15 protein-coding genes and 1 tRNA gene are annotated in these 18,765 nt (G+C 69.3%); 11 read left to right on the forward strand and 5 right to left on the reverse strand.

Annotated features, from left to right (window positions below; genetic code table 11):
- Window positions 1–174: 174 nt before the first annotated feature.
- Window positions 175–3,384 carry a fused isobutyryl-CoA mutase/GTPase IcmF gene (gene icmF, locus ABZ382_RS34305; protein ID WP_357097737.1) on the reverse strand — a complete coding sequence of 1,070 codons (3,210 nt, stop codon included), beginning with the start codon at window positions 3,382–3,384 and terminating at the stop codon, window positions 175–177.
- Between the two features lie 138 nt (window positions 3,385–3,522).
- On the opposite strand from icmF, the gene ABZ382_RS34310 reads away from it, so the two are divergent.
- From ABZ382_RS34310 to ABZ382_RS34330, 5 genes are read left to right on the forward strand one after another with little or no spacing between them, the layout of a single operon-like run.
- Window positions 3,523–5,022, forward strand: coding sequence for a CoA-acylating methylmalonate-semialdehyde dehydrogenase (locus ABZ382_RS34310; protein ID WP_357097739.1), 1,500 nt, complete (start codon window positions 3,523–3,525; stop codon window positions 5,020–5,022).
- A 5-nt stretch (window positions 5,023–5,027) separates the two neighbouring features.
- On the forward strand, window positions 5,028–6,167 hold the full coding sequence (locus ABZ382_RS34315; protein ID WP_357097741.1) for an acyl-CoA dehydrogenase family protein: 1,140 nt from the start codon (window positions 5,028–5,030) through the stop codon (window positions 6,165–6,167).
- A complete protein-coding gene (locus tag ABZ382_RS34320; RefSeq protein WP_357097743.1) occupies window positions 6,164–7,264 on the forward strand; it encodes an enoyl-CoA hydratase/isomerase family protein in 1,101 nt (366 codons plus the stop codon). The genes ABZ382_RS34315 and ABZ382_RS34320 overlap by 4 nt, the downstream gene beginning before the upstream one ends.
- Window positions 7,261–8,163, forward strand: coding sequence for a 3-hydroxyisobutyrate dehydrogenase (gene mmsB / locus ABZ382_RS34325; RefSeq protein ID WP_357097745.1), 903 nt, complete (start codon window positions 7,261–7,263; stop codon window positions 8,161–8,163). The genes ABZ382_RS34320 and mmsB overlap by 4 nt, the downstream gene beginning before the upstream one ends.
- Window positions 8,160–8,936, forward strand: a complete 777-nt coding sequence (locus ABZ382_RS34330; RefSeq protein WP_357097746.1) for an enoyl-CoA hydratase — start codon at window positions 8,160–8,162, stop codon at window positions 8,934–8,936. Before mmsB ends, ABZ382_RS34330 begins: the two co-directional genes overlap by 4 nt.
- A 178-nt stretch (window positions 8,937–9,114) precedes the next feature.
- On the opposite strand, the gene ABZ382_RS34335 is transcribed toward ABZ382_RS34330, so the two are convergent.
- Window positions 9,115–10,161, reverse strand: coding sequence for a hypothetical protein (locus tag ABZ382_RS34335; RefSeq protein WP_357097748.1), 1,047 nt, complete (start codon window positions 10,159–10,161; stop codon window positions 9,115–9,117).
- Window positions 10,162–10,237: 76 nt separating this feature from the next.
- Window positions 10,238–10,780: a MarR family transcriptional regulator gene (locus ABZ382_RS34340; RefSeq protein WP_357097750.1), complete on the reverse strand. Its 543-nt coding sequence runs from the start codon at window positions 10,778–10,780 to the stop codon at window positions 10,238–10,240.
- Between the two features lie 107 nt (window positions 10,781–10,887).
- Here ABZ382_RS34340 and ABZ382_RS34345 point away from each other — a divergent pair.
- Window positions 10,888–10,961: transfer RNA gene (locus ABZ382_RS34345), tRNA-Cys, on the forward strand.
- A gap of 64 nt (window positions 10,962–11,025) precedes the next feature.
- Here ABZ382_RS34345 and ABZ382_RS34350 read toward each other — a convergent pair.
- Together ABZ382_RS34350 and ABZ382_RS34355 are read right to left on the reverse strand one after the other, a co-directional pair.
- Entirely contained in the window at window positions 11,026–12,420 is a 1,395-nt protein-coding gene (locus ABZ382_RS34350) for a metallophosphoesterase (RefSeq protein ID WP_357097753.1), read from the reverse strand.
- A 7-nt stretch (window positions 12,421–12,427) separates the two neighbouring features.
- The gene (locus ABZ382_RS34355; protein ID WP_357097756.1) at window positions 12,428–12,871 is read right to left on the reverse strand and encodes a hypothetical protein; all 444 of its coding nucleotides are present in this window, start codon (window positions 12,869–12,871) and stop codon (window positions 12,428–12,430) included.
- Between the two features lie 110 nt (window positions 12,872–12,981).
- Between ABZ382_RS34355 and ABZ382_RS34360 the strand changes: the two genes are divergently transcribed.
- The 5 genes from ABZ382_RS34360 to ABZ382_RS34380 all read left to right on the forward strand — a co-directional run bounded on the left by ABZ382_RS34360 (window position 12,982) and on the right by ABZ382_RS34380 (window position 18,759).
- The gene (locus ABZ382_RS34360; RefSeq protein ID WP_357097758.1) at window positions 12,982–14,004 is read left to right on the forward strand and encodes an iron ABC transporter substrate-binding protein; all 1,023 of its coding nucleotides are present in this window, start codon (window positions 12,982–12,984) and stop codon (window positions 14,002–14,004) included.
- A 105-nt stretch (window positions 14,005–14,109) separates the two neighbouring features.
- Window positions 14,110–15,588: an iron ABC transporter permease gene (locus ABZ382_RS34365; RefSeq protein WP_357097817.1), complete on the forward strand. Its 1,479-nt coding sequence runs from the start codon at window positions 14,110–14,112 to the stop codon at window positions 15,586–15,588.
- Window positions 15,585–16,718 carry an ABC transporter ATP-binding protein gene (locus ABZ382_RS34370; RefSeq protein WP_357097761.1) on the forward strand — a complete coding sequence of 378 codons (1,134 nt, stop codon included), beginning with the start codon at window positions 15,585–15,587 and terminating at the stop codon, window positions 16,716–16,718. The genes ABZ382_RS34365 and ABZ382_RS34370 overlap by 4 nt, the downstream gene beginning before the upstream one ends.
- Before the next feature lie 122 nt (window positions 16,719–16,840).
- Window positions 16,841–17,194, forward strand: coding sequence for a hypothetical protein (locus ABZ382_RS34375; protein WP_357097764.1), 354 nt, complete (start codon window positions 16,841–16,843; stop codon window positions 17,192–17,194).
- A gap of 176 nt (window positions 17,195–17,370) precedes the next feature.
- Complete coding sequence (locus ABZ382_RS34380) at window positions 17,371–18,759, forward strand: hypothetical protein (protein WP_357097767.1); 1,389 nt, start codon at window positions 17,371–17,373, stop codon at window positions 18,757–18,759.
- Window positions 18,760–18,765 lie beyond the last annotated feature (6 nt).

Consider the following 18,765-nt stretch of genomic DNA (forward strand, 5'->3'; position numbering starts at 1 on the left):
TGCAATCGAACCGAACCATTCCGGTATAGCCGACAAGTTGCTGCCACTTGGAAATTGGCATGCGCCCTGAGTGGTACCTGCACTCGCCAGTGTGAACTGGAAGGTGAAATCGATAGCACCCCGCTATATTTCAATAGCCAGCGGGGATGCTGTCGATGTGCTGGTGGGGGCGGATCAGACGTTGCGCCGGTATTGCCCGCCCACCGTGAAGAAGGTGTCGGTCACCTGTTGCAGGGTGCAGACCCGCGAGGCGTCCATCAGGGCCTCGAAGGCGTTCTCGTCGCCCGCCGCGGCCGCCGCGAGCCGGGCCAGCGCGGCCGGGGCCTCGTCGCGATGCCGTTCGGTGAAATCGCGGACCCGTTGCAGCTGAGACTGTTTCTCTGCCTCGGTGCCGCGCGCCAGCTCCAGCACCCGGTGTTCTTCCTCGTGCGAATTGCGGAAGGTGTTGACCCCGATGAGCGGTAGGCTCCCGTCGTGCTTGCGGCGCTCGTAGAGCATGGACTCGTCCTGGATCCGGCCGCGCTGATACCCGGTCTCCATGGCGCCCAGCACCCCGCCGCGTTCGCTGATCCGCTCGAACTCCCGCAGCACCGCCTCCTCCACCAGATCGGTGAGCTCGTCGATGACGAAGCTGCCCTGCAGCGGGTTCTCGTTCATCGCCAGCCCCCACTCCCGGTTGATGATGAGCTGGATGGCCAGCGCCCGGCGGACCGATTCCTCGGTGGGCGTGGTCACCGCCTCGTCGTAGGCATTGGTGTGCAGGCTGTTGCAGTTGTCGTAGATCGCGATCAGCGCCTGCAGGGTGGTGCGAATATCGTTGAAGCTCATCTCCTGTGCGTGCAGCGACCGCCCGGAGGTCTGCACGTGGTACTTGAGCTTCTGCGACCGCTCGCCCGCCCCGTACTTGTCGCGCATGGCGATCGCCCAGATGCGCCGCGCCACCCGGCCGATCACCGAGTATTCGGCGTCCATCCCGTTGGAGAAGAAGAACGACAGGTTGGGTGCGAAATCGTCGATGTCCATGCCGCGCGCCAGATACGCCTCCACATAGGTGAAACCGTTGGCGAGGGTGAAGGCCAGCTGGCTGATCGGGTTCGCCCCGGCCTCGGCGATGTGATAGCCGGAGATCGACACCGAGTAGAAGTTGCGAACGCCGTTGCGCACGAACCACTCCTGGATGTCGGCCATCATGCGCAGGCTGAACTCGGTGGAGAAGATGCAGGTGTTCTGGCCCTGATCCTCCTTGAGAATGTCGGCCTGCACGGTGCCGCGCACGGTGGCCAGGGTGCGGGCGCGCAGGTCCGCGGCCTCGGCGTCGGTGGGTTCGCGGCCCTGCTCGGCCGTGAACTCCTCGCGCGCTTGATCGATGGCGGCATTGAGGTAGTAGGCCAGGATGGTCGGCGCGGGCCCGTTGATGGTCATGGACACCGAGGTGCTGGGCGCGTCCAGATCGAATCCGGCGTAGAGCGCCTTCATATCGTCGAGCGTGGCGATGGAGACCCCGGACGTGCCGACCTTGCCGTAGATGTCGGGCCGCTCGGCCGGATCGTGCCCGTACAGGGTCACCGAGTCGAACGCCGTCGAAAGCCGTTTGGCGTCGGCGTGTTCGGACAGTACTTTGAACCGCCGATTGGTGCGGAAGGCGTCGCCCTCGCCCGCGAACATGCGCGCCGGATCCTCGTTGTCCCGCTTGAACGGGAACACCCCGGCGGTGAACGGGAACCGTCCGGGCAGATTCTCCGACCGCAGGAACCGCAGCAGCTCACCGTGATCGGTGAAGCGGGGCAGCGCCACCCGCGGAATCGAGCTGCCGGACAGGGTCTCCCGGCGCAGCGCGGTCCGTAGCTCCCGGCCCCGGACCCGCACTACCTGCTCCTCGCCGCGATAGGACTCGGCGACAGCGGGCCACTCCGCCAGCAGGGCGGCGTTCTCGGGCGCCAGCTCGCGCTCGGCCCGGGCGAGCAGATCGCGCACGGATTCGTCGTCCGGCAGTTCGGCGAGCACCTGCTCGACGCGCTGCACCCGCTGTGCCGCCTCGAGCTGCCGGGCGGTCGCCGCGTGGTAATCCCGGACCGTCTCGGCGATCTCGGCCAGGTAGCGCACCCGCGCGGGCGGAATGATCTGCGCGAACCGCGTCGAGGCGCGGGTTTCCACCCGGGGTAGCACGCCCTCCTGCAGTGGCAGTCCGCGTTCGGCGAGCAGCCCGGTCAGGTGTTGGTAGAGCGCCGTCACCCCGTCGTCGTTGAACGTGGCCGCGCTGGTGCCGAACACCGGCATGTCCTCGGGCAGGGCGTGGAAGTCCTCACGATTGCGCACCAGCTGGCGCGACACGTCCCGCAACGCGTCCTCGGCCCCGCGCCGCTCGAACTTGTTGATGGCCACCACATCCGCGAAATCGAGCATGTCGATCTTCTCGAGCTGGGAGGCCGCCCCGAACTCCGGCGTCATCACGTACAGCGACACGTCCACGTGCTCGGCGATGGCCGCGTCACCCTGCCCGATGCCGGGGGTCTCCAGGATCACCAGATCGAATCCCGCTGCCTTGCAGGCGATCAGCATGGCGTCGATATTGTTCGGCACCTCGCGCTCGCCCCGGGTGGCCAGGGACCGGAAGTAGACGCGTTCCCCGTCCAGGGCGTTCATCCGGATCCGGTCGCCGAGCAGCGCGCCGCCGCCGCGTCGCCGGGTGGGGTCCACCGCCAGGATCGCGACCCGCAGCTTGTCCTGCTGGTCGGTGCGCAGCCGCCGCACGAGTTCGTCGGTGAGAGAGGACTTTCCGGAGCCGCCGGTCCCGGTGATGCCGAGTACCGGCACCTGCCGCGCCGCCGCCGCGGCGGTCAGGGCGGCCAGGTCGGCTTCCGGCAGCGTCCCCTGTTGCAGGCAGGTGAGGGTGCGGGCCAAGGCCGCCCGATCCCCGCTGAGCACCGCGTCCACCGGGGCCGGCGTGCGCGAAAGATCCTCGTCGCACGCCGAGATCAGCTGATTGATCATCCCCGGCAGTCCGAGTCGCTGCCCGTCCTCGGGGGAGAAGATGATCACCCCCGACTCCCGCAACCTGGCGATCTCCTCGGGAATGATCACCCCGCCGCCTCCGCCGAAGATCTTCACGTGCCCGGCCCCGGCCTCCTGCAAGGCCTGCGCCAGGTACTCGAAGTATTCGATGTGCCCGCCCTGGTACGAACTGACCGCCACCCCCTGTACGTCCTCGGTGACGGCCGCGTCCACGACTTCTCGCACGGCCCGGTTATGTCCTAGATGAATCACCTCGGCTCCCTGGGCCTGAAGGATTCTTCGCATGATGTTGATGGCCGCGTCATGGCCATCGAAGAGGGCAGCGGCGGTCACGAACCGCACTGGATCAACCGGGACATGCAGATCTGGCATGCCAATCCTCCGCACGGAGAGCCTGTAGGTGCTGTGAATTATCCCACAGCCAATACTTGGATGTCCAACTATAGGATCGCCACATACCGCGCAATCGGCGCGCAAGCTTCGAGACAGGCTGAGATTTTGGAGATGGGCATGGTTCGCGAACTCACGCATTTCATCGATGGCAAGCACGTCCCGGGAACCTCCGGCACATTCGGTGACGTCTTCAACCCGAGCACCGGCCAGGTCCAGGCGCGGGTGCCGCTGGCGAGCAAGAGTGAGGTCGAGGCGGTCATCGCGAACGCCGCCGCCGCGCAGCCCGCCTGGGCCGCCACCAACCCGCAGAAGCGGGCCCGCGTGCTCATGAAGTTCCTGACCCTGGTGCAGGACGAGATGGACTCGCTGGCCGCCCTGCTCTCCGCCGAGCACGGCAAGACCATCGCCGACGCCAAGGGCGACATCCAGCGCGGCCTCGAGGTCATCGAATTCGCCGTCGGCATCCCGCACCTGCTCAAGGGCGAGTACACCGAGAGCGCCGGCACCGGCATCGACGTCTACTCCATGCGCCAGCCGCTCGGCGTGGTCGCGGGCATCACCCCGTTCAACTTTCCGGCCATGATCCCGCTGTGGAAGGCCGGACCCGCCCTCGCCTGTGGAAACGCCTTCGTGCTCAAGCCTTCCGAGCGCGACCCCTCGGTGCCGCTGCGCCTGGCCGAGCTGTTCCTCGAGGCCGGACTGCCCGCGGGCATCTTCAATGTGGTCAACGGCGACAAGGAAGCCGTCGACACCCTGCTGAACGACGAGCGGATCAAGGCTGTCGGCTTCGTCGGCTCCACCCCGATAGCGCAGTACATCTACGAGACCGCCACCGCCAACGGCAAGCGCGCCCAGTGCTTCGGCGGCGCCAAGAACCACGCCATCGTGATGCCCGATGCCGACCTCGACGATGTGGCCGACCAGCTCATCGGCGCGGGCTACGGCTCCGCGGGCGAGCGCTGCATGGCCATCTCGGTGGCGGTGCCGGTCGGCGAGGAGACCGCGGATCGCCTGCGCGCCAAGCTCGTCGAGCGCATCGGCAAGCTGAACGTCGGCCTCTCCGACGACCCGGGCGCCGACTTCGGCCCGCTGGTCGGCCGCGACGGTGTGGACCGCGTGAACAACTACGTGCAGATCGGCGTCGACGAGGGCGCGGAGCTCGTCATCGACGGCCGCGGCCTGGTGGTCGAGGGCGGCGAGGACGGATTCTTCGCCGGCGCTTCGCTGTTCGACAATGTCACCCCCGAGATGCGGATCTACAAGGAAGAGATCTTCGGCCCGGTGCTGGCGCTGGTCCGCGCCAAGGACTACGAAGAGGCGCTGCGCCTGCCCAACGAGCACGAGTACGGCAACGGCGTCGCCATCTTCACCCGCGACGGCGACACCGCCCGCGACTTCGCCGCCCGCGTGCAGGTCGGCATGGTCGGCATCAATGTCCCGATCCCGGTTCCGATCGCGTACCACACCTTCGGCGGCTGGAAGCGGTCCGGCTTCGGCGACCTCAACCAGCACGGCCCGGATTCGATCCGCTTCTACACCAAGACCAAGACGGTGACGCAGCGCTGGCCTTCCGGCATGAAGGAGTCCAACGCCTTCGTCATCCCGACCATGGACTGACGCTGATGTTCGTACTGGACGAGGACGAGAAGGCGATCGTCGAGACCGCCCGCTCCTTCGCCGACGAAATGCTCGCGCCCAACGCCCTGGAATGGGACGAGCGCAAGCACTTCCCGGTGGACGTGCTGCGCAAGGCGGGCGGGCTCGGCCTGGGCGGCATCTACGTGCGCGAGGACGTGGGCGGCTCACAGCTGCGGCGGCTCGACGCCGTGCGCATCTTCGAGCAGCTGGCCACCGGCTGCCCGTCGGTCGCCGCCTACATCTCCATCCACAATATGGCGACGTGGATGATCGACACCTACGGCACCGAGCCGCAACGCAATCGGTGGCTGCCGGGACTGACGTCCATGGATCTGCTGGCGTCCTACGCGCTGACCGAACCGGGCGTCGGCTCCGACGCGGCGGCCTTGAGCACCAAGGCCGTTCGCGACGGCGACGACTACATCCTCAACGGCGCCAAGCAGTTCATCTCCGGGGCGGGCGCCAACGATGTCTACGTGATGATGGTGCGCACCGGAACCGAAGGCGCGCGCGGCATCTCGGCGCTCATCGTCCCCGCCGACACCCCCGGTCTCTCGGTGGGGCCGAACGAGAAGAAGATGGGCTGGAACGCCCAGCCCACCCGGCAGGTCATCCTCGAGGACGCCCGCGTTCCGGCGGCCAACCTGCTCGGCGCGGAGGGCGACGGCTTCCGGATCGCCATGAACGGGCTCAACGGCGGGCGGCTCAACATCGCCGCCTGCTCGATGGGCGGCGCGCAGGCCGCGCTGGACCGCACGGTCGAGTACCTGGCCCAGCGCAAGGCCTTCGGCTCCCGGCTGCTGGACAACACCGCCCTGCAGTTCCAGCTGGCCGATATGCGCACCTCCCTCGAAGCCGCCCGCACCCTGCTGTGGCGGGCCGCCGCCGCCCTGGACGCCGACGCCCCCGACAAGGTGGAGCTGTGCGCCATGGCCAAGCGGTTCGCCACCGACGCCGGGTTCGAGGTGGCCAACCAGGCCCTGCAACTCCACGGTGGCTACGGTTACCTGGCCGAATACGGCATCGAGAAGATCGTCCGCGACCTGCGGGTGCATCAGATCCTCGAGGGCACGAACGAAATCATGCGGGTGGTCGTCGCCCGCTCGGTGGTAGGAGCAGCATGAGTGACGCGGTCAATGAACCCGAGGTTCTGGTCGAGAAGCGCGATGGGCTGGGCCTGATCACCCTCAACCGGCCTCGCGCCATCAACGCGCTCAACCACCCGATGGCGCTGACCATTCTGGACGCGCTGCGGGCCTGGGCGGACGACGACGAGGTGCGCGCGGTCGTGCTCACCGGCGCGGGGGAGCGCGGGCTGTGCGCGGGCGGCGATATCGTCGCCATCCACAACGACGCCAAGGCCACTGTGGCGCAGGGTGATTCGCCGCAGGTCGCGGCCGACTCCCCGAGCGGCGTGTTCTGGCGCGACGAGTACATCCTCAACGCCCTGATCAAGCGCTACCCGAAGCCGTACGTCGCGATCATGGACGGCATCGTGATGGGCGGCGGCGTGGGCCTGTCCGGGCACGCCTCGCACCGCGTCGTGACCGAGCGGTCCATGGTCGGCATGCCCGAGACCGGCATCGGCTTCATCCCCGACGTGGGCGGCACCTGGCTGCTGGCGCACGCGCCCGGCGAGATCGGCACCCACATCGCGCTCACCACCGCGCGCATGTCCGCCGGGGACGCCATCGCGGCCGGATTCGCCGACTATTTCGTTCCGTCGGAACATCTTCCGGCGCTGCTGGAGGCCCTGGCCACCGCCGACGTCGAGGTGGCCATCGCGAAGTTCGCCCAGCCCGCCCCGGTGTCGGAGTTCGTGGCGCAGCAGGACTGGATCGACGCCTGCTACAGTGCCGGCACCGTCGAGGAGATCGTGCACCGGCTCGAGATCGACGGCCGCGCCGAGGCCGCCAAGGCCGCCGCCGACGTGCTGTCGAAATCCCCGGTGGCCCTGAAGGTCACGCTGCGTTCCCTGCGCGACGCGCGCCGGGCCGCCGACCTCGAGACGGCGCTGAACCAGGAATACCGGGTCTCCGTCGCCGCACTGAACACCCACGACCTGGTGGAAGGCATTCGCGCCCAGGTCATCGACAAGGACCGCAACCCGCAGTGGTCGCCCGCCACCCTGGCGGACGTCACCGACGCCGACGTCGACGCCTACTTCGGCGCGCTCGGCGATCGCGAATTGGGTTTGGCCGCACCGAAGGACGAGCAATGAGCACAAACACCAAGGTCGCGTTCCTCGGACTCGGCCACATGGGCGGGCCCATGGCCGCCAACCTGGTCAAGGCCGGATACGACGTCCTCGCCTTCGATCCCGTGCCCGCCGCGCAGGACCAGGCCCGCCAGGACGGCGCGACCGTGGTCGGCACCGCGGTCGAAGCGGTGTCGGCCTCCGACATCGTGATCACCATGCTGCCCAACGGCCGCATCGTGCTCGACCTCTACGGCGACATCCTCCCGGCCGCCAAACCGGGCACCCTGTTCGTCGACTGCTCCACCATCGACGTCGGCGACGCCAAGCAGGCCGCGGAACTCGCTGTGGCGGCGGGACATCGGGCCCTCGACGCCCCCGTCTCCGGCGGCGTGGCGGGCGCGGCGGCGGGCACCCTCACCTTCATGGTGGGCGGCGCGGACAGCGACTTCGCCGCGGCGCTGCCGCTGCTCGAGGTGATGGGCGGCAAGGTCGTGCACTGCGGCGGCGCGGGCGTCGGCCAGGCCGCCAAGATCTGCAACAACATGCTGCTGGGCATCTCCATGATCGGGCTGTCCGAGGCCATCGTGCTGGGCGAGAAGCTGGGTCTGACCCACGACAAGTTCTTCGACGTGGTGTCCACCGCCTCGGGCCAGTCCTGGGCGCTGACCTCGTATTGCCCGGTGCCGGGACCGGTTCCGGCCAGCCCGGCCAACAACGACTACCAGCCGGGCTTCGCGACCGCGCTCATGTCCAAGGACCTGGGGCTCGCGGCCAACGCGCTGCGCGCCAACGGGGTGGACGGACAAATCGGTCAGCTGGCCGCGGACATTTACCACCGCTTCAACCAGGACGAAGCGGGCAAGGACTTCTCGGCTATCGTCACCGATATCCGCACACGATCTGAAGGGGAGACGGCGTGACCGACTTCGAGACCATTCTGCTGGAGCGCAAGGGCCGCGTCGCGCTCATCACGCTCAACCGGCCGAAGGCCCTGAACGCGCTGAACTCGCAGGTCCTGTCCGACATCTCGGCGGCGCTCGACGAGCTCGAGAACGACAACGAGATCGGCGCGGTCGTGCTGACCGGGTCCGAGAAGGCCTTCGCGGCCGGCGCGGACATCAAGGAGATGCAGACCAAGTCCTACATGGACATGTTCGTGACCGACCACTTCGGTGGCTGGGACCGCGTCGCCGCCTTCCGCAAGCCGCTGATCGCCGCGGTCGCCGGCTACGCCCTCGGCGGCGGCTGCGAACTCGCCATGATGTGCGACCTGCTGCTCGCCGCCGACACCGCCAAGTTCGGGCAGCCCGAGATCAAGCTCGGCGTCATCCCCGGCATGGGCGGCTCGCAGCGCCTCACCCGCGCCGTCGGCAAGGCCAAGGCCATGGACCTCATCCTCACCGGCCGCAATATGGGCGCCGAGGAGGCCGAGCGCGCGGGCCTGGTCTCGCGCATCGTGCCGGCCGCCGAACTCGTCGCCACCGCCATGGAGGTCGCCGAGACCATCGCCGCCATGTCGCTGCCGTCGGTGATGATCGCCAAGGAAGCCGTGGACCGCTCCTTCGAGACCACCCTCGGCGAGGGCCTGCGCTTCGAGCGCCGCGTCTTCCACTCGCTGTTCGCGACCGACGACCAGAAGGAAGGCATGACCGCCTTCGTCGAGAAGCGCCCCGCCAACTTCACCAACAAGTAAGCGCTACGCCGACTCTCGAACTCTCGTGCCCCGCTGCCGTACGGCAGCGGGGCACGAGAGTTAGGTGGGGTGGGCGAATCTGCTCCCACACCCGTAGTCCGCATGCTGTCGGCCTGTCGCTCGGGGCCGTCGGTGTCATGCCGCGGGGATCGTTTGTCGGCGTGTGGGATTCGGCGGGTCACCCGTGTTTGGGTGGGCCGACCACTTCGACGGTCGGGGGCTTGCCGTCGGTGTGGCCGCCGTGGTTCATGGCCAGTCCGCCGACGATGGTGCCGCCGAGCGTGGCGGTAACCGCCACCGCCGCAACGAGTTTGCGGCGGGAGACGGGGGAGACGGGGGCTTCGACGGGCGTCACGCCGGGGGCCAGGTGCACGCTGCGGATGCTGCGGGCCGACGGGCGTTCGGCGGCCAGCAGGACCGCGCCGCGGGTGGATACGAAATCGGGCTCCGGGTCGTAGATCATCGGGTAGCCCAGTTGGAGCTTCAGTTCGTCGCGGATGCTCTTGTTGCGGGTGCAGCCGCCGAGCAGGGCCAGACCCGCGGGCCGGATGCCGGTCTCGTCGATCATGTGGCGGACGAACGACGCCGAATGATGGATGCCCGCCTCGACCAGTTCGGCGAAATCACTACGGGTGACCACGGCGCGCTGCCCGGAGATCGGGTCGCAGACCGCCAGTACGCGTTCCGAGGCCAGGGCTTCCTTCTGCCGCCGAATGTCGGCCAGGTCCAGGGTGACGCCGCCGCGGGTGAGCAGCCAGCGCAGCAGGGCGTCGTGGCCGTCCCCGCCCAGGACGGTGCTGCGCTTGGTGGCGAGGACGGCATCGTTTCGGCAGTCGATCTGGGTGAGGGTCAGTCCGGACGCGCCGAGGTCGTACAGCAGGATCGAGCCCTCGGTGGGTAGCTTCCGGGTGAAGCGCAGATATCTGAGCTGGGCCACCGGCTCGTCGATGACGGTCAGGCGATTGCGGCCCGCGGCGGTGCGGACGGCCTCGGCATGCTTGCTGCTGCGGCAGGTGACCGCGATTCCGGTGATGAACTCGTCACGCTCGGCCGCCGACTTCCGCATCAGCCGGATGGCCTCGAAGACCGCCTCCGCCATGCTTCCGCCGCCGGCCCGGCGCAGGACCTTGCACCGGTCGATGGGAGGCAGGTGCGGCTGGTCGGAATGGGTGAGCATGGCGCGCGCGCCAGCAGCGCCCGCCGACACCCCGAGGACCAGCACCATGGCAACAATGGTGAACCTTTTGCGAGCCGAAGCCAAGACTATGACGCAGGAAATTGGCTGCTGGGTCGCTGGGCGGTTACTGACCAGCCCATCGGGTGGGCGAGCTACCGGGGTCGAAGTCGCCCGCGCTCTGCCGGAACTCCGCCAGCAATTGCAGCAGCAGCTGCAATCGTTCCGGCGCCAAACCGGTCTCGGCGAAAACTCGCCGGTTCAGTTCGGTGGTGGCCTTGGCCACCAATTCTCTTCCGGCCCCGGTGATTTCGATGAGCGTTGCCCGTCGGTCACTGGGATGTGGCACACGCTTCACCAACTGGGCCGCCTCCAGCCGGTCCACCGTGTTGGTGACCGAGGTCGGATGCACCTGCAGGCGGGCGCTCGCCACCGCCATCGGCAACGCACCGGTTTTGCTGAAACTCAGCAACATCAGTAGCTCGTATCGGGAAAAGGTCAAACCGGACGGCTTCAGCGCTTCGTCCACCCGCGCCATCACGATCTGCTGCGCCCGCACCAGCGAGGTGACCGCCGCCATTCCGTCCGCGACCTCGCCCCAGCCGTGCTCGGTCCACTGGCGGTGCGCCTCCTCGATCGGATCGAGCGGCAGCGGACGGGGACGCGACATGCCCTGATCATCGCATGTCGCGAAGCGCTCGGGCCGCCCCATAGCAATCACGGTGATTCAAACCCTCGGCCCCGGACCCGAACCGGCGCAGTATGGACCTCGCCGATGCGGGTGTGACCGAGTGGCCAGGTGGCGGTCTGCAAAGCCGTGTACGCGGGTTCGACTCCCGCCGCTCGCTCCATCGGAGAACGCCTCCCGGGCCATCCGCCCCGGGAGGCGTTCCCTTCTCTGCCTACTGCCGGTGCTCAGGAACGGCTGAGGCCCGAAAGGTCGCGCAGCACGGTGTAGTTGCGGTCGGCCGTGGAACCGAGCGTGTATTCGGGGAGCAGCCCGAAGTATTCGCCCCGGGAGCGGCTGCTCCACCGGCGCGCGTCCTCGGTCCGCGTCTTGTGGAAATTGGCCATGTACCCGCCCTCGAACAGCCGGAGCAGGGTGTAGCCGCCCGGGTATTCCTTGGTCGCGGCCACTTCCAGGAAATCGACCGGGATCGGCAGGTCGGGCCGGGTGCGGCGATTGCGGTGGGTGTGGCCCGCGTGGTGCAGGAACACGCCGGGGGCGTCGCGGTAGATCGATTGCAGCTCGGCGGCATTCGCGGCGTCGAGGATGAAACCCGGGCCCGCCAGATTCGACCAGCCGGACTCGGTGGTGATCGGGTGGTGGCCGAAAACCAGGGTGGGACGATCGGGATCGGCGGTGAGCCGGTCGCGCAGCTCGTCGAGCTGAGGTCGCTCCAGGATGCCGCCGGACGCGTCGAGCTGGGTGGTGTCCAGGGCGATCAGGCGCAGTTCACCGACCTCGTGTGCCGCCAATCGCTGCCGGGGCCCGAAGGAATCGGCCCAGCAGTCGTGGTGATCGGCGTACGGGGTGCACTCCGCGTACTCGGACCCGACGTGCGGCCGGTCGTGATTGCCGCGGGCCGCGAACCAATCCCGGCCCGGCGCACCCCACTTTGCGAGATGGGCGTGCACGCCGCGCACCTGCTCGGGCGTGGCCTCCGCGGTCAGGTCACCGGCCAGCACCAGATGGTCGACCGCGCGATCGGGCCGGTGCATATCGTCGAGCAGCGCGGCCAGCATGACCTCGGGATACGGTGCGAGACCGGGCTCTTGGCGCAGGCCCGGCGGCAGGTCCGCGGCGATGATCCCGCTGACCTCCTCGCCCAGATGAATGTCGTTGGACAGCGCCAGGGTTCGCAGCAACCGGCCCGGCGGCGGCACCAGCGTGGTGAAGACGCCCCGCGATTCCGGCGTATCCGGCAGTCGCGTGGCCACATTCAGCGCGGGCGCGGCCGGAATGCCCGCCGAGCGGGCCTCGAACCGATACGCGCGGCCGGGCTCCAGGCCGGTGACCTCCGCGTAGTGGTAGGCCGTCGGCCGCGAATCGCCGAAGACCTGCCGCAGGCCCGAACCGTCGGCCGGACCGAGCCAGACCTCGCTGTCGGTCTCGACCGCGAGCCCGTCCGCGCCGAGGGTCGTCCAGGTGAGCACCGCCGACCGCTCGGTGATCGTCACGACTTCCAGATCGGTCGCGATCAGTGAATCGGCTTGGGCCCGAGCCGAACCCGGGCGGGCCAGCGGGAGCGCGGCGGCCGCCGCGAGCAGGCTCAGGGCCTGGCGTCGATTCGGGCCGCAGCAGCTCATGCCGGTCCTACTTCGCGTCGGTGGAGCAGACCTTCCATACGCCGTCTTCCTTGCGGAGGTGTTCGTTGGTGGACCGTTTGCTGTCGGCGGCGCCGGGCAGCGAGAGGGTGCCGAGGGTGACGGCGGTGGCGCGGTCGCCGGTGACGGTGACGCCCTCCACCGAATCCACCTTCATGCTGACCTTGCCCTGGTCCATGGCCTTTCGCTGGGCTTCGGGCAGGCCCTGGTACTGGGCGCGGTCGCCCGCGCAGGTCTGGCCGACCGCCTGGGACGCGCCGCCGGTGGAGAGGGTTGCGTAGAAATCGCGCAGCGTGGTCTCGATCCGCTTGGCGTCGCTCGGTGCGGAGTCCTTGCCGTTCAACGTCATCGCGGTGGCGATGCCGCCGCCGACGAGAACCGCGGCCGCGATGCCGATGCCGATGGTGAGAGGGGTGCGCCTGTGCCGAGTCATCGAGGGGCAGATTACAGCGATTCGGTTTCGTCGGCGGGGTGGCGTTTCCGCCCGTGACGTGGGACGGTACGTTGGTTAGGCAAACCTCAGCGTCGAGTGGAAGGACGGTCATGACGGCGGCTCGATGGAAATTGGTGTCCGGCGCATTGGCGGCGATCGCGGTGCTCGGCGCGACCACCGCATGCTCCAGCTCGTCCGACGAGGACAACGAGATCCTGGTCTACAACGCGCAGCACGAATCCCTCACCAAGGAGTGGGTCGACGCGTTCACCAAGGACACCGGCATCAAGGTGACCATCCGCAACGGCGGTGACACCGACCTGGGCAACCAGATCGTCGCCGAGGGCAAGAACTCCAAGGCCGACGTCTTCATCACCGAGAACTCCCCGGCCATGGCCCTGGTCGAGAACGCCGGCCTGTTCGCCGACGTCGACAAGGACACCCTCGGCCAGGTGCCCGAGCAGTTCCGCCCCTCCACCGGCAAGTGGACCGGAATCGCCGCGCGCTCCACCGTTTTCGTCTACAACACCGGCAAGCTCCCCGCCGACCAGCTGCCCAAGTCGCTGCTGGACCTGGCGCAGCCGCAGTGGAAGGGCCGCTGGAGCGGCGCCGCCGCGGGCGCGGACTTCCAGGCCATCGTGGCCGCGCTGCTCGCCCAGAAGGGTGAGGAGGCGACCCTCTCCTGGCTCAAGGGCATGAAGGAGAACGCGGTCATCTCGCAGAACAACACCACCGTCATGAAGGGCGTCAACTCCGGCCAGTTCGACGGCGGCGTGATCTACCACTACTACTGGTTCAAGGATCAGGCCAAGACCAAGGAGAACAGCAAGAACACCCAGCTGTTCTACTTCAAGAACCAGGACCCGGGCGCCTTCGTCTCCATCTCCGGTGGCGGCGTGCTGAAGTCGAGCAAGCACCAGAACGACGCGCAGAAGTTCCTGAACTACATCACCTCCAAGAAGGGCCAGGAGGTGCTGCGCGACGGCGACTCCATGGAGTACCCGGTGGCCTCCGACGTCGCCGCCAACCCGGCGCTGCCGCCGCTGGCCTCGCTGGACGCGCCCAAGATCGATCCCTCGAAGCTGGACTCCAAGAAGGTCACCCAGCTGATGACCCAGGCGGGCCTGCTCTAAGTGACCGCTCGGACCGCTGTACCCACCCGGGCCACCGGGTCGACCCGGGTCGCCAAGGCACTCGCCTGGCGGCCCGGGTCGCTCGTCACCGTCGCCGCCCTGCTCATGGTGGCGGCGACGCTCGTGCCACTGGGCTACATCGTGTCCACCCTGGTCTCCACCGGCGTGCACGAGACCGCCGAACTCGTCTTCCGGCCGCGCGTGGCCGAATTGCTGCGCAACACCGCCGAATTGGTGCTCCTCACCGTGCCGATCAGCGTCGCGCTCGGCGTCGGACTGGCCTGGATCGTGGAACGCACCGACGTGCCGGGCGCGGCCTGGTGGGGACCGGCCTTCGCCGCGCCCCTCGCGGTTCCGGCCTTCGTCAACAGCTACGGCTGGGTCAGCGCCATCCCCTCGCTGCACGGACTGTGGGCCGGCGTGCTCGTCGCCACCGTCTCCTACTTCCCGCTGGTGTACCTGCCCGCCGCGGCCACCCTGCGCCGGCTCGACCCGGCCGTGGAGGAATCGGCCCGGGCACTGGGCTCGGGACCGTTCGCCGTCTTCGCGCGGGTGGTGCTGCCGCAGCTGCGGCTCGCGATTCTCGGTGGCGGACTGCTGATCTCGCTGCACCTGCTCGCCGAGTACGGCGCCTTCGCCATGATCCGGTTCGACACCTTCACCACCGCCATCTTCCAGCAGTACCAGTCCAGTTTCGCCGGGGCCGCGGGCAGCACCCTGTCCGGCGTCCTGGTGGTGCTGTGCCTGGTGCTGCTCGCCGCCGAGGCCGGGGTGCGCGGGCGGGCCCGCTACGCGCGGATCGGCGGCGGCGCGCAACGCGGCGTCCACCGGATCCGCTTGGGGCTGGGCCGGATTCCCATGCTCCTGGTGTTGTTCGGGGCGCTGGCGGCCACGCTCGGCGTGCCGCTGTGGACCATCGGGCGCTGGCTGAAGATCGGCGGCTCGGCGGTGTGGAACACCGTCGACATCGGCGAATCCCTGGGCCAGACCATCGGTCTGGCCGCCACCGCCGCGGTGATCACCACCCTGTGCGCCTTCCCGGTCGCGTGGGTCGCGGTCCGCTCCACCTCGCGGTTCGCGCGAATCATCGAGGGCGCCAACTACATCACCAGTTCGCTGCCGGGCATCGTGATCGCGCTGGCCCTGGTGACCGTGTCGATCCGCTGGCTGCCGGTCTTCTATCAGACCGCCGCCACCATCCTGGCCGCCTACACCCTGATGTTCCTGCCACGCGCCCTGGTCAGCGTGCGCGCCGGGCTCGCCCAGGTGCCGACCGGGCTGGAGGAGGCGTCGCTGGCGCTCGGAAAGTCCCCGGCCGCCACGTTCTTCCGCGTCACCCTGCGCCTGACCGCGCCCGCCGCCGCGGCCGCCGCCGCCATGGTGTTCGTGGCCGTGGCCACCGAACTGACCGCCACCCTGCTGCTCGCCCCCAACGGCACCAATACCCTCGCCATGCAGTTCTGGCAGCTGTCGGGCGAACTGGACTACGCCGCCGCCGCGCCCTACGCGCTGATCATGATCATCGCCTCGGTGCCGGTCACCTATCTGCTGTTCACCCAATCCAGGAAGGCGGCGGGATTGTGAGTCGGCTTGTCGTAGACCAGGTTCGCAAGAGCTTCGGGCCGGGAGCGCCGGTCCTCGACGGCATCGGCCTCGACGTCGCCGACGGCACCGCCACCGCCGTCGTCGGCTCCTCCGGCTGCGGCAAGACCACCCTGCTGCGGGTGATCGCCGGATTCGAGCACCCCGACGCGGGCGCGGTCACCATCGGCGGGGAAACCGTCACCCGCGAAGGCTTCTCACTGCCCGCGCATCGCCGCCGCATCGGCTACGTGGCGCAGGACGGCGCGCTGTTCCCGCATCTGACCGTGGGACAGAACATCGCCTACGGGCTGGGCGGCGGGTTCGGGGCGAGCCGCAAGCACCGGCAGCACGTGGCCGAACTCCTCGACATGGTCTCCCTCGACCCGTCCTACGCGGACCGGCGGCCGCACCAGCTCTCCGGCGGCCAGCAGCAACGCGTCGCCCTGGCCCGGGCGATGGCCCGCAAACCCGCCCTCATGCTCCTCGACGAACCCTTCAGCGCCCTCGACACCGGACTGCGCGCCGCCACCCGCCAGGCCGTCGCCGAAACCCTGCGCGCGGCGGGCATGACCAGCATCCTGGTCACCCACGATCAGGAGGAGGCGCTGTCCTTCGCCGACCAGGTGGCCGTCATGTGCTCGGGCCGCTTCACCCAGGTCGGCACCCCGGAACAGGTGTACGCCGAGCCCGCGGACCTGTTCACCGCCGGATTCCTCGGCGACACCGTGCTGCTCGACGCCAGCATCGGCCCGGTGACCGCCGAGACCCTGCTGGGCCGGATCCCCGTGCAGGCCGACGCCCCGACCGGGCAGGGCGCGATCATGCTGCGCCCCGAACAGCTGCTGGCCCACGCCACCGCCGCCGGTGACGCCGGGAGCGCCACCGTGCGCGCCCTCGAATTCCGGGGCGCGGACGTCATGCTCACCCTCGACCTCGACGGCTCCCCGGAACCGATCCAGGTGCGCCGGGTCAGTGTCGGCGCGCCCGCCGTCGGCGACCGGGTCGACCTCGAAGTCCTCGGCGCGGCGGTCGCTTTCACCTCCGAGCAGTGCGCCGCCGCGGGCCGCGCACCCCGCAACGGCGCCGCGCCGGGCGTGTTCACGGTGCCGGACGCCGTCTCCGCGGTCTGATCACACGCGCGCGGGGTCGACTCACACCGTGCACCGGGTCGACGGAATGTGACCGAATGGTCTGGCAAACACCTATATTGGCGCGGAAGCCGAATCATCGGCTCGAGGCCGAAGGAGACCCGGTGCGCCGCACGCTGATCGTCATGTCCGCCCTCGCCGCCGCGTGCGCGCTCGCCCCGCAGGCCGGCGCCGAACCGGCCGCCGATCCGGCGCTGAAGGTGCAGGCGGTCTTCGGAACCGAACAGTTCCCCATGGCGGGCGTGGCCGCCGACATCGCGCCCTGCGGCGGCGGCGCGAGCCTGGCCACCATCACCACCGGCGCCGACGGCTCGGCCGTCTACCCGGGCGCGCCGGGCTGCTATCGGGTTCAGGTCGCCGCGCCCATCGGCTGCATGCTCGACGGCGATTCCGCGCTCGAGGTCACCTCGGTGCCGGGCATCACCCCACTCGCGACCTTCCGCTTCCGCTGCGCCTGAACCGGCTCGCGCGAACCGCACCCCCGCTCCCACGCGCTTCGTGTGATCGCCGTCCTGTGTGACCGACTCCACATCCCGGAATGCACACTGCGCAGGGCTGTTAGCCTCGGTCACACATAGCTGCTCGACATCGCCGTACACAGAAGGCGTCGCATCACCGAGGGAGTAGGTGACACATGGGCGCGAGATTCGCGTTGGCACACCAGCCCGGCATGGCCGCGCCCCTGTCGATCCGGCGCTACGCGGTGACGATCGAGACGCTCGCGGCCCTGCTCGGCGCGGCCGTGGCCGGCCTGCTGCTGATGGCCCCCCTCGATCTCGGCGGCGCCACCGCCGGACCGGTCCTGCAGTTGGATCTGCTCGTCCTCAATATGCCGCGCGCCGCCGCGGCCGGAGCCGCGCTGGCCGTGGTGTCGGCGGCCCTGGTGGTCGCGCTCGGCCGGCGCAGTGCGTGGATCACCGCCTGCGGCAGCGCGGTCATGCTGCTGGTCGACCAGTTCTGGAACCGGGGCGCGCCGACCATGGACAGCCTCACCACCGCCAATTACATCGACTCCATCTTCGCGGGCATCCTGCTCGGCGCGCTCGCCGTCGCGGTCTTCGGCAAGCCGCTCGCGACCGCCGCCTTCCTCATCGGCGCGCTCGGCTCGATCCTGATCGGGGACCAGACCTCGCTGCCACCCGCCGACGGCGGTGGCAATCCGCTCAGCCAATTGGCCTCGGTCGGAACACCCCCGGTGTGGCTGCTGCTGCTCACCGCCGCGCTGCTGGCCGCGGGAATCGTGCTGCAACAGTCCGATCCGGTGACCGAGGAGGAGACCACCGACCTGGCCATCGGCACCATCCTGTCCGCGCTCGTGGTGATCACCGCGACCGTGCTGTCGACGGAATGGTTCGTGCGCCACGCCGGGACGTTCGTGCAGATCGGCGCGGCCATCGCCGTCACCGTCGGCGCGGCCGTCCTGGCCGCCCTGTTGCTGCCGGGCCGCGAGGGCACGCTGGTGCTGCTGGCGGTCGCGGTGGCCAATGCGGGCAGCGCGATCATCGCGGTCCCGAGGCCGGATTGGACCGCGCCGTTCCCGGTGCTGGCCCTGCTGGCCGGACTGGTCGCCGGACGGTCGCGGCGCTCCCCGTGGTTCGCGCTGGCGGTGACCGGGGCGCTGGCCGTCTTCGCGGCGGGCACCGCGTACCTGGCCCACCAGTACTCGGTGATCCCGGTGCTCGGCGTCGTGGCCACCGGATTCGCCATCGGCTGCTGCTTCGGCGCGGCCGTGCCGAAGACCGCCGGCAGCGCGGTGGTGGCCATCGCGGTGCTGATCGTGCCCTGCCTGGTGGTGGCGCTGCGCGGCAGCGACTTCGGCCGGGTCGCGTATTCGCCGCGCTGGTACCGGGATCCGACCGGCGTGGTCTCGGCGGCGCCCGGGTGGGCGGCGCTGGTCGTCACCCTCGGCTGCGCGGCCGGGGTGTACCTGCTGTGGCGGATCCGGCCGGCACGCACCGCGCCCGCCGCTCTGCTCGCCGCGCCCCACACCGATCAACACCGAAAGGTCCTGCCCCAGGGCTAGTCTGGC

Source organism: Nocardia sp. NPDC005825 (assembly GCF_040630175.1).
In the GTDB taxonomy this organism is placed as follows: Bacteria; Actinomycetota; Actinomycetes; order Mycobacteriales; family Mycobacteriaceae; genus Nocardia.

Bases quoted from the DNA above. Each gene is read 5' to 3' on its own strand.
- icmF (WP_357097737.1), bottom strand. From the start codon at position 3,384: ATGCCAGATCTGCATGTCCCGGTTGATCCAGTGCGGTTCGTGACCGCC.
- ABZ382_RS34310 (WP_357097739.1), top strand. From the start codon at position 3,523: ATGGTTCGCGAACTCACGCATTTCATCGATGGCAAGCACGTCCCGGGA.
- ABZ382_RS34315 (WP_357097741.1), top strand. From the start codon at position 5,028: ATGTTCGTACTGGACGAGGACGAGAAGGCGATCGTCGAGACCGCCCGC.
- ABZ382_RS34320 (WP_357097743.1), top strand. From the start codon at position 6,164: ATGAGTGACGCGGTCAATGAACCCGAGGTTCTGGTCGAGAAGCGCGAT.
- mmsB (WP_357097745.1), top strand. From the start codon at position 7,261: ATGAGCACAAACACCAAGGTCGCGTTCCTCGGACTCGGCCACATGGGC.
- ABZ382_RS34335 (WP_357097748.1), bottom strand. From the start codon at position 10,161: ATGGTGCTGGTCCTCGGGGTGTCGGCGGGCGCTGCTGGCGCGCGCGCC.
- ABZ382_RS34340 (WP_357097750.1), bottom strand. From the start codon at position 10,780: ATGTCGCGTCCCCGTCCGCTGCCGCTCGATCCGATCGAGGAGGCGCAC.
- ABZ382_RS34350 (WP_357097753.1), bottom strand. From the start codon at position 12,420: ATGAGCTGCTGCGGCCCGAATCGACGCCAGGCCCTGAGCCTGCTCGCG.
- ABZ382_RS34355 (WP_357097756.1), bottom strand. From the start codon at position 12,871: ATGACTCGGCACAGGCGCACCCCTCTCACCATCGGCATCGGCATCGCG.
- ABZ382_RS34360 (WP_357097758.1), top strand. From the start codon at position 12,982: ATGACGGCGGCTCGATGGAAATTGGTGTCCGGCGCATTGGCGGCGATC.
- ABZ382_RS34365 (WP_357097817.1), top strand. From the start codon at position 14,110: ATGGTGGCGGCGACGCTCGTGCCACTGGGCTACATCGTGTCCACCCTG.
- ABZ382_RS34380 (WP_357097767.1), top strand. From the start codon at position 17,371: ATGGGCGCGAGATTCGCGTTGGCACACCAGCCCGGCATGGCCGCGCCC.